This window comes from uncultured Ruminococcus sp. (assembly GCF_946415235.1).
Classification (GTDB): domain Bacteria; phylum Bacillota; class Clostridia; order Oscillospirales; family Ruminococcaceae; genus Ruminococcus.
This window is the reverse complement of record NZ_CAMKRR010000082.1, coordinates 1-13,002: the sequence shown is the minus strand read 5'-3', so window position 1 is coordinate 13,002 and position 13,002 is coordinate 1. Positions and strand designations below refer to the sequence as shown.

The following is a 13,002-nucleotide window of genomic DNA, read 5'->3' as shown; positions in this document are numbered from 1 at the left end:
CCTGTAGTACTATTCAAAATGGTCATCATTCAGCATCTGTACGGCATACCATCTCATGGTATGCGTTACACACTCGTCAGAGGCCTCTCCCAAGTACGCAAATGGGTCAGGCTTAAGTTTGCTGCAATGAATATCAAAAAATTCGCTCTCCACGTTGCTTGATGGAGAGCGTTTTCGTTGATTTCTGTCATGATTTTGGGGGTTATTGACAAGCTGAGCCCACTCATTTGAGTGGGCTTTCGTTTTGCTGCGGAACGTCTTCTTCATTGTAATCATAGTTTTTGAACATATAGTATTCATCGGTATTTTTGAGTCTTACTGCAACTGCTTTTTCTGGTGGTACATTCTTTATTTCGTAAACCTCCATTGTATCTATTAAGGTGAAACTATTGTCAACGTAGATATTCACCGAACTGTTGCGGATAAAGCTTCCTATACTGTTTACAGGTATACCTCTCTGTGTGACGCCTACAGTAGTTGAAGTTTCGGCTGTCTCTTTGTCATACCTTATATTATCAAGTCTCACACTCACAGGGCGTGAAAGAAACATTTCCTGCATACTTATGGATACGGGGCCTTCAGGCTGAGTAGATATTGCTTTTTCCGTTGTTGTAGTAATAGATACATTACAGGCACTGGTGCTGAAAACCGAAACCGACGTAACGCAGGCTGATGTTTTTAAAGTAGTAACCGGACTGACGTTCAATGAAGTTGTTGTAGGATTCCAAGCTTCGATACTCTCTTCTATATGTCCGTCTGTTGTGGTTATGATGATACTTTCCTCTGCGTCTGTCGTAGTTTTTGAAGTCATCACATTTGTGGTGGCAATGGTATAAACGGTGGTCTGTGTCCTTTTTCCGGAAGTCAGAGCATCAGTTCTTAAGGGGACAGTGTAGCTGACAGCCGTAGTTTTTACGACTGACGTCCCTATAGCTGAACTTTTCACTGTAACAGCCGTTGTTTCTGTGGCTTTTACGGTGCTTTTGGCAGTTGATATTGCATTTGTTGTCTTAGCAGAGGTTGTATTTTCGGTAGCTGTTTCAGCAGCGGTAGTGGAAGTAGTTATAAAGGTATCAACGTCCTTGAAGTTGTTGTTAGGCTTAAATGACGGAAACAGCTTCCACGCACCGAAGCAGACTATAAGTACAGCGCACATTCCCGATGCCGCATAGGTAATATGACGTATTTTAGCGGCTTTTTTCCGACGCTGCTCCAATATCTTATCGCCGTTTTCAAATATTCTGTCGGCGATCTTCAGGGTCATTTTGTCATATTCCCTCATATCTGAAGCCCTCCTTTTCCAAAATATTCCGCAAAGACTCCTTTGAACGATAGAGAAGATTTCTTATTTGTCTCTCTGATTTCCCCATTATCTTAGCCGTTTCAGTGTTGCTGAAATTCTCGAAATATATAAGATACAGTACCTGCCTGTAATCATCGTTCAGCTTTTCCAACGCTCTCAGGAGATGTTTCTTCTCCTCATTTTTGATATAATTCTGTTCTATATCCTCTTTGTCAGCAAGGTCGTAAAAGTCATCAACAGGTACTTTTTCAAGCTTTGATACTTTTCGGATATGGTCTATAGCTGTATTTCTTCCTATAGAATAGAGCCACGATCTGAACGATGACTTACCGGAGAATTTAGGCTTATCCACATAGAGCTTCAACAGTGTTTCCTCTGCAATTTCCTCAGCAAGGCAGAAATCGCCTGTAATACTGCTAAGGAACATAACAAGCCCTTTGCGATAGTCCTCTATTATATCAATAAGAGCATTCTTATCACCTTCAAGGAAACGGCGGTAGCTACTTGCACCGTTATCCATATTAAACTCCTTTCGCAGTCGCCTTTTCTGCTCCCGTTTTGGTTTAGTGATATGTCTCTTCATAAATAAGTCGTAAAAAACATTGAAATGTCTCACCTTAATTATAAATTTTCCTAAAAAATATTTCAACATATATTTTCTGAATTTTTTTCAAAAAAGGGTGAGACAAAATGCGTTTTTTTACGACTTATTAGTGAAAGCAAAAATACTTCTCCCTTTACCGATATTATGAGGAGGTTTTACTATGAAAAAAAAGATAATGTCAATTATAGCAGCTGCGGCTATGATATGCGGCGTAAATACGGCACTTCCTGTAAACGCAGAAAGTCCGGCTATCGTTGAAACGGCAACTAAGTCATTCAGTTACAAGGGCATGACCTTTGACGAAGCTATCAAGGACATCTCAGGAAATTACATATGGCTGAGCGGCAGCAAGGAGAAATTGACTCCCGACTGGAAATACAACCGTAATCTTCTGACACTTGATGAAAACAGCAAAATCCATATAATAGAGGCTACATATGTGGCTACGGCAATAAAAATGGAAGCAGGAAAGGTTCTTCCTTATGACGATATCAAGGCAGCTGTAGAGGCTGAACGACTGATAATGCCTATCTTCCGCAAAAACGGCAGCGAATACGAGATAATCAGTGCAGAGTCAAGAGAGGCTTATGACTATACTCTTGAACTTATAAAGGCTTGTCCCGAGGTAACTGCTATAAATATGCATTACAAGCTTTATGAGGATACTGCAAATTATGTAAGTATGGGCGGCGTATATTACAGCGGTGATATGACGGCTGATGAATTCACAGAGAAATATCCCGATTTCACAGCCGAAAAGAGCGATGTAGAAGGAAAGCTTTATTTTTCATATAATAGCAATGGCAATAATTTTTATGAAACCATGAAGAATATTCAGGATAACGGCGACAAACTTGAATTTATTGGGGCAATGACAGAGCTTGCAAGTCTAAATCATGAGGTTTATTACTGCAACGAACCTGTTATTATTGACGGTACTATGGGTGATGCTAATATTGACGGATATGTTGATCTTTCCGACTCCGTTATGATAATGCAGTCCCTTGCAAATCCCGACAAGTACGGTATCACCGCAGACGGCGGTATAACTGCGCAGGGAAAGGTAAACGGTGACACCGACGGAAACGGTCTCACAAACAACGATGCAAGAGAGATACAGATGAGCCTTTTAGGACTCGGAAGTTTGCCTATCCCTCAGAAGGACGATGATATCACCCTTGTAAACTACGATTATGTTGATTTTACAGAAGAGGATAATAACTTCATTCTCAACTTCAACGATAAAGAATACTATAATTCGGGGGCTACTGTAGGTCTTGATGCAATAGGCAATGAAATAGGCGAATATGAGGTTCTTGACCGTGAAAAGAATAGCGGCGGTACAGCAGATGTGCTCGCTATGGCTGATGTTTCATCTGAGTTTGCAGTTGCAGTAAAGTACAACGGAAGCAATAACTACCATGTATACCGCAATATGTGGTATCAGCCTAAGACTGTCGGACAGCTTATTGATGACTATAATCTTGAAAAATACCTGAATATCTACAATGTTGTCTATAACGGCTATAGGCCTGAACACATAAGCGAAAAGTATCTTGCTGACAAGGAATATATCTGGAATACCCTTTTCGGCAACAGAGACCTTGAAACATCAGGTGCAAATGATGATGCTTTCTACAGTATCTCACAGATAGACCGCAAGGATAGATACTGCGAGCTTGAAGTGATCTGTTCATTGCCTGTATTCGGCAGAAACAGCTTTGCTCTCAAGGTACATATGAATGGTGTGGTTTGGACAAATATGGTCGAGTGTGGAACACACTTCTACATAGGCGAAGAAAAAGCCTTGGAGCTTATTGAAAAATACTCTCCAAAGAGCTGATATTTTATCCTAAATATAACTGAAAGCTCTGCTTATGCGGAGCTTTCTTAATTTCATATGCATAGAATGGTTTGCGCTTACGCTACACCTGAATTCAAACGATTTAATATTATCGAAAGCAATGTGAGAAATCTTATTTGAAAGCAACATAGCCAATGGCAGTACCATTGGCTATGTAGTTTTATCATTCTCTTGTAATGTCACTTTGAGCTGTTGCACTGCTTGCAAGGAAAAAGAGTGATGGTAAAAAATAGTATTTAAATTATTAAAAGCACCATATCTACTGCACAGATTTTTTCAATAGCAGTCTGAAGAAAAAGTCAAAACCACCAGAGCGTTTATTGGTTCAGGCGGTTTTATGCAGGAGGATAACTGCATATTTTCGTACTATTTGATAATGGTGTTTTCATCAATTTCACAAAACGCCGGGAATTGTGATAGAATTTACACATAAAATTCTCAAAAACAATACAAATGCCGCAAATCAATATCACAAAGGGTGAATATAATATAATCACAGGCTGAGGGAGAACCTCAGAAAAAAATGAAAAGGAAAGTGAATTTTATGAATGAGTATAATTACAATTTTAATAACAATGAAAACCAGCAGAATAACGGTGAGGGCTACAACGGCTTCAGCACAGACAGTCAGCAGGAGCAGAAGCCAAAGAAGAAGCACTCTTTCTTAAAGGCAGCCGCTTTCGTAGTAGCTATGGGTATCGTTTCCGCAGGCTCTATCGAAGGCTACAGGATATACTCCCGCGAGAACAATATCCGCAGTGCTTCGGTGGTTGAGGATCTCGAGGAGAAAGCCTCAAAAACCGAAAAGGCAACTTCAACAACCAAGAACGACTCCCTCACAGCTCAGAGCGTAAGCATAATCAGCCCCGATGAGGTAGGCGGAAGCGTTCTTTCCACCGAGGCTATAGTTCAGAAGGTGCTCCCGTCGGTAGTAGGCGTTGAGTCAACATTCTCCATAGAGCAGCAGCAGTCAGCAAATGATTTCTTCAACTTCGGTTCGGAATTCGGCTTTGACTTCGGTTTCGGCGGAGGCGGAAACGGCAGAGGCAGCAACGGCGGTACAACTTCAAAGGAGTTCAAGGGCACAGGTACAGGCGTTATCATCTCGGAAAACGGATATATCGTAACCAACGCTCATGTTATCTATGACAGCGAATACTATGAGGCAGGCGAGGCTGACAGCGTTTCTGTTATCCTTGACAACGACAAGACATATGAGGCAGAGATCGTCGGATATGATGTTGACTGTGATCTCGCAGTACTTAAAATAGACGAAACAGGCCTTACAGCCGCCGAATTCGGCAACAGCGACGAGCTGAACCTCGGTGAGTCCGTTATCGCTATCGGAAATCCTCTCGGTTTTGAGCTCATGAACACTGTTACAGGCGGTATGATCTCAGGTCTCCACCGTCATATCACTATCAACGAGAAGTCAATGACTCTTATCCAGACCGACGCTGCCATCAACTCAGGCAACTCGGGCGGTCCTCTCATTAACAAATACGGTCAGGTCATCGGCATCAACTCTTCAAAGATGTCCTCATCCTACGGTTCATCAGAGGCTTCCATCGAGGGTATCGGCTTTGCTATCCCTTCAAATGTAACAGCCTCCATCGTTGACGACCTTATGAAATACGGCTATGTTACAGGCAAGCCTCAGCTCGGCATCAGCTGCTACGATGTTACCGAGACAGCTTCAAAGATGTACAATCTCCCTGTAGGCGTTTACGTTTCAGAGGTCAAGGAAGACAGCGGCGCCGAGAAGGCAGGTCTCCAGCAGGGCGACATCATCGTAGCTCTCAACGGCAAAAAGGTAACCAGCTTTGACGAGCTCGCAGCTGAAAAGAATGAATACTCCGCAGGCGATACAGTAGAGATCACTTTCGTAAGAAACGGCAGCGAAAAGACCGTGAAGGTAACTCTTGACGAGGTCGAGAACCCAAATGCCGAAGAAGAAAAGGAAGAGGAGACAACAACAAAGAAGTCAAAGAAGAGCTCTTCCGACGATGAGGACAAGACTGCAGAGGACGACAGCGAGGAAAATGAGGAGACAACTTCAAAGAAGCACAAGAAGGACATAGATACTTCCGAAGTTGAATAATGACGTTTTCATATAATACACCTCTCAAATATACTTACACAAAAACAGCACCTCCAAACGGAAGTGCTGTTTTTCTGTGTTATATAGCAGCTGTGCCTAAGAATTACTTTCTGAAAGCGGCGATAGACTGCTCTATCTTTGCCATTTTCTCCTCAGCCTTTGCAAGCTTTGCCTTTTCGGCGTCTATGAGCTGTGCGGGAGCCTTTGCGATAAAGCCCTGATTGTTCAGCTTTCCGCTGAGGAAGTCGATATCCTTCTGTACCTTTGCCTTTTCCTTTTCAAGACGTGCTATCTCCTTCTCCTTGTCAACCAGCTCGTCCATAGGAATGAATATACGTGCGGAATCGGTAACAGCGTTTGCCGAATCAGGTATATCGAACTTGTCCCCTGTCTCGACTGCTGAAGCGGAAGCAAGCTTCTCGAAGAATACAGCGCAGGAGTTGAAGAGCTCCTTGTCGGCAGTCTCGATGAAGAGCTTGGCTTTGACCGACGGAGGTACGTTCATTTCGGTGCGTGTGTTTCTTACAGCCTTGATAGCAGAGATTATCTTCTCGAATGCCTTTTCCTCTGCGCTGAAGTCGATAGATGCGTCATAGGTCGGGTAGGTCTCGAGGATTATCATGGACTTCTCATTTGTGAGTACCTGCCATATCTCCTCGGTGATGAACGGCATGAATGGGTGAAGGAGCTTAAGCATTCCCTGCATAGCCCATACAAGTACTGCCTGAGCCTTTGCCATTGTCTCGCCGCCTGCCTGTATTCTCGGCTTTGTGAGCTCAATATACCAGTCGCAGAATACGTCCCATATAAAGTCGTATATCTTCTGTGAAGCAACGCCCAGCTCGTATCTGTCAAGGTTCTCGCCAACTTCCTTTGCAAGCTGATTGAACTTGTTAACGAGCCACTTGTCCTCTAATTCAAGCTCTGAGGGAAGTCCTTTGAACTCGAAATCCTCGGGAAGATTCATCATGATGAAGCGTGAAGCGTTCCAGAGCTTGTTTGCGAAGTTTCTTGCTGCCTTTACCTTGTCGTCGATATAACGCATATCGTTTCCGGGTGAGTTTCCTGTAGCAAGCATAAATCTGAGAGCGTCGGCACCGTACTCGTTGATAACTTCAAGCGGGTCTATGCCGTTTCCGAGGGATTTCGACATCTTGCGTCCCTGTGCGTCACGTACAAGTCCGTGGATAAGAACTGTATCAAAAGGTACCTTGCCCATATTCTCCAGACCGCTGAACATCATTCTTATTACCCAGAAGAAGATGATATCATAGCCTGTTACGAGAGTATTTGTAGGATAGAAGTACTTGAGGTCCTCGGTATTTTCGGGCCAGCCGAGAGTTGAGAAAGGCCACAGAGCCGAGCTGAACCATGTATCGAGAGTATCGGGGTCCTGTCTCATGGGCTTTCCACACTTGGGACAAATTGCGCTGTTCTCCTTTGTTACTGTCATTTCGCCGCACTCGTCGCAGTAGAATGCAGGTATCTGATGTCCCCACCATATCTGACGCGAGATGCACCAGTCCTTGATATTTTCGAGCCAGTGGAAGTATATCTTGTCAAAACGCTCGGGAACGAACTTGGTATCGCCGTTCTTTACAGCCTTTATAGCAGGCTCTGCAAGGGGCTTCATCTTAACGAACCACTGAGTTGATACCTTAGGCTCTACGGTAGTTCCGCAGCGGTAGCAGGTACCTACGTTATGGCTGTACTCCTCTATCTTTACGAGAGCGCCTTCCTTTTCGAGGTCCTCAACTATCTTCTTTCTTGCCTCATAGCGGTCCATGCCTGCATATGCGGGATAATCGTCGTTTATGGTAGCGTCGTCGTTCATTACGTTGATAACGGGCAGGTTATGACGGAGACCTACCTCGAAGTCGTTGGGGTCATGTGCGGGAGTTATCTTAACTACGCCCGTACCGAAGTCCATTTCAACATAATCATCGGCAACGATAGGAATTTCACGGTGTACGATAGGAAGAATAACGGTCTTTCCTACAAGAGCCGTATAGCGCTCGTCCTTGGGGTTTACGGCAACAGCCGTATCGCCGAGAAGAGTTTCGGGACGTGTTGTGGCAAGCTCAAGATAGCCGTCCGAGTCCTTTATCTTGTAGCGGAGATGCCAGAAATGGCCTGCCTGATCCTCATAAGTTACCTCTGCGTCGGAAAGTGAGGTACGGCATTTCGGACACCAGTTGATTATACGCTCGCCTCTGTAGATAAGGCCTTTCTCGTAGTACTTTATGAATACTTCCTTTACAGCCTTTGAGCAGCCCTCGTCCATAGTGAAGCGCTCGCGTGACCAGTCGCAGGAGGAGCCCAGCTTTTTGAGCTGTTCAACGATACGTCCGCCGTACTGCTTCTTCCACTCCCATGCGCGCTTCATGAAGCCCTCACGTCCGAGATCCTCCTTGGTAACGCCTTCCTTACGCATAGCCTCAACTATCTTTGCCTCTGTTGCTATAGCTGCATGGTCTGTACCGGGAAGCCAAAGTGCACTGTAGCCGCTCATACGCTTCCAGCGGATAAGTATATCCTGTAATGTCTCATCGAGGGCGTGTCCCATGTGGAGCTGTCCTGTGATGTTCGGAGGGGGAATAACTATAGTGTAGGGCGTTTTCTTGGGATCAGCCTCTGCACGGAAACATCCCTTGTCGTTCCATGCGGCGTAGATACGATCCTCAAAGTCCTTGGGGTTATAAGCCTTTGCAAGTTCCTTTGCCATTTCGATCAATTCTCCTTTAAAGTTGTATTGGTCCGTGCAAAATAAAATCGCCCCGAACCGTTAAAGGTTCAGGGCGAACTAAGTCCGTGTTACCACCTGAATTCGGGTATTATCCCGCACTCTGCGAGGCCGCAAAGCCTCTTCCCCTGTAACGTGAGGATCACGCCGCATACTACTGAGCAAAGCCGTTGGCACACGAAGCTCCGAAGCTACTTCCGCAAGTCCCTCATACTGCCTTTCACCATACGGCAGCTCTCTGAAAATCGGATATCTCACGTACTCCTCTTCATCATCGCCTTTGAATACCTTATAATTATACATGATAATTTTTCATTTGTCAAGACTGTATGCGCTATGTAGGGGACGGCGTCCTCGACGTCCCACAATTGCAACAGAACTGACGGGCTGATGTGGGCATCAGCCCCTACAATTGGTCATTTGAGGTTATTTCATCAGGCGCGGGCGCACAATGTGCGCCCCTACAGGCTAAGTGCTGAGAAATTTTCGCGTTATGCGAAAATTTCTCTTTTTCCCCTTGCAGTCCGTCCGAAACTGTGATATAATATATGTATCTATGTTTGAAAGGATTTGAAACTATGATAATACTTGATGAGCTCAGAGTCGAAATGACGGGCTACCGCAAGGAAATGGCGGAGCTTGCAGATGTTCTGAATATAGAAGCCGCTAAGAAAAGAGTTGCCGAGCTTGGCGACGAGACCGCAAAGGACGGCTTCTGGGACGACCTCGAAAACTCACAGAAGGTACTGAAGGAACAGAAGTCTCTCGAAAGAAAGATCGAGAAGTTCAACAAGCTCAACGATAATCTTGAAGATATAATCACTCTTATCGAGCTTTCTATCGAAGCCGACGATGAAAGCGACATCGAAGAGATAAAAAGCGAGTCCGAGGCTTTCAAGACAAAGCTTGAGGAAGAAAAGCTCTCAACTCTGCTCACAGGCGAGTACGACAATGCCAACGCAATCCTCACCTTCCATGCGGGCGCAGGCGGTACAGAGGCTCAGGACTGGGCAGAAATGCTCTACCGTATGTACAATCACTGGGCTGAGCGCCACGACTTCAAGGTGGAGCTCCTCGACTACCTCGACGGCGACGACGCAGGTATGAAGTCAGCTTCCATACTCATTGAGGGCGACAATGCATACGGCTACATGAAGTCGGAGTCGGGAGTTCACAGACTTGTCCGCATCTCACCCTTCGACGCTTCGGGAAGAAGACATACATCATTTGCAGCTCTCGAGGTTATGCCCGAAATCGACGACTCTATCGAAGTTGATATCCGTCCCGAGGATATTGAAATGGAGGTTTACCGTTCAAGCGGCGCAGGCGGTCAGAAGGTAAACAAGACCAGCTCGGCTGTACGCCTTATCCACAAGCCTACAGGTATCGTTGTTTCCTGTCAGACTCAGCGAAGCCAGTACCAGAACAAGGACTACGCCATGAAGATGCTCCGTTCAAAGCTCATTGAGATCAAGGAGCGCGAGCACCTCGAAAAGATAGAGGATATCAAGGGCGTTCAGAACCAGATAGCATGGGGCTCGCAGATACGTTCTTATGTATTCATGCCCTACACTCTCGTAAAGGATCACCGCACAGGCTTTGAAAACGGCAACATTCAGGCTGTTATGGACGGCGACCTCGACGGCTTCATCAATGCTTATCTGAAGTCACTTTCTCACGGAACACTTGAAAAGTAAATCGGAATTAATTATAAGGAGTAATAACAGTATGAAAAAACTTAGAAAGATACTGTGTATAATATCTGCTGCGGCAATATGCACGTTAGCATATTCCTGTGAAAAAAACAGATCAGGTGAAAGCAGTTCTGAAGTTGATATTTTGAATAACGGAGCTGAAAGTGTAGTTCCCTCAAAAACAGAATTGATCGGAAATGCTAAAGCTGCCGGATATGAAGTGTCTGAATTTGATAATATATATGATTTACAGGTTTCCGGAGAAAGAGTGCTTGCACAAAAAGAGAACCGGTATATAGATATATGCTATGGATTGAACAAGGAAGATGCTGTAACGGTTTTTAAATATTTTGAAGACAAGTATGATTCTCAGGTCAAATCCGGAGACTATTATATTCTTGCCCGGAATCAGAAATTTGTTTATTTTATAAGTGACAAGAAGACATTTACTATCAGTGGCTTTAAAAGTATCGATAATGATGGTGAGCAATATATAAGCAAAGAATGAAAAGGTACTGAACAGTTACATTTTTAAGGGACGCCAGCGGCGTCCCTTTTCTATTCACTAAGCACTAAAAACTTATCACTTCTTCAAAACACACTATTCCAAAGCGGCGTTTCGCCGCTTTTCAGCATTTCAAGCATATCACGGAGCTCGGCAAGCTCTGCCTCCATTTCAGCGCCCTCTTCCGCGGCAAGATGAACTATCCGTGAGCAAAGGCGGTCTATCTCCACAAGCTTATCGTATCTGAGCATTACCGAAGCCGTTTCGCGGAAGCTCTCCCAATTGGCGTCAAGCTCTTTCGACATATCCGCAGCTCCGATAATATCGCCTTTTTCTTCCAGCTCATATATTTTATCTATCTCCCCCAGCATATCATCGCAGCGGCGGTTCACCCATATGCCCGAAAACACGCTTATCCCGATGAGCAAAACCAGTATCCCTGCGCTTATCCTAACTCTTGTCACTCTTTTCCCCTCCGAGACTTATTTTCAGCGGAGCTCTCCCCTGCTTGTCTGCAACGAAACAGCTTCCCGTGCTGTCAATGGTCATTATAAAAACGTCCTTTACCCCGAGGCCATTTGCGGAAAGGAGCATCTCCACCGCGCTTCTGCTTACTTTCAGAGACTTCATGGCTTTTCCGACAAATAAGCCGTCGGATATTATCAGCACGGGCGGGTCGGCTTCTTCTGCGGGAACCGCCATATCGCTCCTTGTGGGAGTATCCGAGGACTGCTTCTTCATCACGGAAATACTCCCCGTGGTCTCCACCATTGCGAACTGCACCTCGTCAAGGTCGAAAATGTCTTTACTGCGAAGCGCCATCAGCAGGTCGTCCACGGAAAATCTAAGCTCACGGAGTATATCCCTCTCTATCCTTCCGCCGCGTATGACTATTTTCGGACTTCCCGATACAAGCTCCCTCAGCTTCGGGAAATGAAGGTTTATCCACGATGTCATGACCTCAAAGCAGACCAGTGCCAGAATAGGCGTAACACCCACAACCACGGGGATATTCACGTCCTCAATGGGGAGAGTCGCTATATTCGATACAAGTATGGTTATTACGAGCTCTGAGGGCTGAAGCTCCCCCAGCTGACGCTTTCCCATAAGTCTGACCGCGAATATGACCAGTATATAAAGCATGACGGAACGAACAAGCACAACACACATAAAAAAACAGCTCCTTTACGGTTATTCTTCCGCAAAGGAGCTTCTTTATACTTTTTCAGTCCTTGAAACGCTCGTTATATTCCCGATAAGCCTTTACTATGATATCCGCGCAGAGCTCGTCGCCGAGTACCGCACTGTTAAGGCACAATGAGTACTGGTCCTTATCCTGCCACAGCCTTCCCGTATTGACATTGTAAAATGTCTCGCGGCGCTTGTCGGCTTTTTTCATTATGGACTCCGCCTTGTTCTCGCTGACGCCGTATTCCGCGATCGCCCTTTTTACGCGGGCTTCGGGGTCTGCATAGATATAGACATTGAAGCAGCCCTTATCCTCGAGTATATAGCTTCCGCATCTGCCGACCAGAACAAAGCTCTTCTCCTTTTCGGCAATCTCGTTGATAATGCGGCTCTCCATAAGGAATACCTTGTCCGACAGAGGAAGGTTCTCTTCCATAGTCCTTGCGGGATTTGCCGACAGAAGCAGTGAATACAGGAAACTTGTGGGAACATTCTCCTCGGCATTCTCAAGATATTCGGGAGCTATCCCGCATCTTTCCGCCGTCATTTCGAGTATCTGTCTGTTATAGCAGTTTATTCCGAGCTTTTCCGCAGCGAGTTTGCCTATTATGCTGCCGCCGCTTCCGTATTGTCTTTCGATAGTGATTATAGTTTTTTTCATTTGTTGATCTCCCCCATGGCATAATTCTTATTACATAATATGATAAAATAACTACATTTCATATTATATCACATTTTGCACATATTTCAACCTTAACTGCAACAATAATTGTTTAAATAGTAAAATTTCTATGTTTTCACCAATTCAGAGCATTATTAATTGTGCATTATTAAATATAAAAAGTCTCCCGCTGATAAATACAACGGGAGACATATAAGTTTACTTTACTGCACGTACTGATAAGTCACTGTCAGTTTTCGATCAAACGCAGCCCTGAGCCTTCATTGCCTCAGCAACCTTGAGGAAGCCTGCAATGTTAGCGCCAGCCATGTAGTTGCC

10 protein-coding genes and 1 other annotated feature are annotated in these 13,002 nt (G+C 44.9%); of the genes, 4 read left to right on the top strand and 6 right to left on the bottom strand.

Features of this window, described 5'->3' with window-relative positions:
* Window positions 1-223: 223 nt before the first annotated feature.
* Window positions 224-1,282, bottom strand: a complete 1,059-nt coding sequence (locus Q0R37_RS12190) for a hypothetical protein (RefSeq protein WP_294754754.1) — start codon at window positions 1,280-1,282, stop codon at window positions 224-226.
* The gene (locus Q0R37_RS12185) at window positions 1,269-1,823 is read right to left on the bottom strand and encodes an RNA polymerase sigma factor (protein ID WP_294754753.1); all 555 of its coding nucleotides are present in this window, start codon (window positions 1,821-1,823) and stop codon (window positions 1,269-1,271) included. Before Q0R37_RS12185 ends, Q0R37_RS12190 begins: the two co-directional genes overlap by 14 nt.
* Before the next feature lie 244 nt (window positions 1,824-2,067).
* On the opposite strand from Q0R37_RS12185, the gene Q0R37_RS15690 reads away from it, so the two are divergent.
* Together Q0R37_RS15690 and Q0R37_RS12175 are read left to right on the top strand one after the other, a co-directional pair.
* Window positions 2,068-3,750: a hypothetical protein gene (locus tag Q0R37_RS15690; RefSeq protein WP_366517430.1), complete on the top strand. Its 1,683-nt coding sequence runs from the start codon at window positions 2,068-2,070 to the stop codon at window positions 3,748-3,750.
* A gap of 565 nt (window positions 3,751-4,315) precedes the next feature.
* On the top strand, window positions 4,316-5,872 hold the full coding sequence (locus Q0R37_RS12175) for a trypsin-like peptidase domain-containing protein (RefSeq protein ID WP_294754752.1): 1,557 nt from the start codon (window positions 4,316-4,318) through the stop codon (window positions 5,870-5,872).
* Window positions 5,873-5,975: 103 nt separating this feature from the next.
* On the opposite strand, the gene Q0R37_RS12170 is transcribed toward Q0R37_RS12175, so the two are convergent.
* A complete protein-coding gene (locus tag Q0R37_RS12170) occupies window positions 5,976-8,597 on the bottom strand; it encodes a valine--tRNA ligase (protein WP_294754751.1) in 2,622 nt (873 codons plus the stop codon).
* Between the two features lie 66 nt (window positions 8,598-8,663).
* Window positions 8,664-8,899, bottom strand: a binding site (T-box leader).
* 294 nt (window positions 8,900-9,193) lie between these two features.
* On the opposite strand from Q0R37_RS12170, the gene prfB reads away from it, so the two are divergent.
* Both prfB and Q0R37_RS12160 read left to right on the top strand, forming a co-directional pair.
* Window positions 9,194-10,312, top strand: coding sequence for a peptide chain release factor 2 (prfB, locus tag Q0R37_RS12165; RefSeq protein ID WP_294754750.1), 1,119 nt, complete (start codon window positions 9,194-9,196; stop codon window positions 10,310-10,312).
* 31 nt (window positions 10,313-10,343) lie between these two features.
* Window positions 10,344-10,817, top strand: coding sequence for a hypothetical protein (locus tag Q0R37_RS12160; RefSeq protein ID WP_294754749.1), 474 nt, complete (start codon window positions 10,344-10,346; stop codon window positions 10,815-10,817).
* Between the two features lie 83 nt (window positions 10,818-10,900).
* Here Q0R37_RS12160 and Q0R37_RS12155 read toward each other — a convergent pair whose 3' ends face one another.
* Genes Q0R37_RS12155 through Q0R37_RS12145 form a run of 3 tightly spaced genes read right to left on the bottom strand, consistent with a single transcriptional unit; the run spans window position 10,901 to window position 12,663 of the window.
* A complete protein-coding gene (locus Q0R37_RS12155; protein ID WP_294754748.1) occupies window positions 10,901-11,278 on the bottom strand; it encodes a DUF4363 family protein in 378 nt (125 codons plus the stop codon).
* Entirely contained in the window at window positions 11,265-11,984 is a 720-nt protein-coding gene (locus Q0R37_RS12150; RefSeq protein WP_294754747.1) for a DUF421 domain-containing protein, read from the bottom strand. The genes Q0R37_RS12155 and Q0R37_RS12150 overlap by 14 nt, the downstream gene beginning before the upstream one ends.
* A 55-nt stretch (window positions 11,985-12,039) precedes the next feature.
* A complete protein-coding gene (locus tag Q0R37_RS12145; protein ID WP_294754746.1) occupies window positions 12,040-12,663 on the bottom strand; it encodes a cytidylate kinase-like family protein in 624 nt (207 codons plus the stop codon).
* Window positions 12,664-13,002 lie beyond the last annotated feature (339 nt).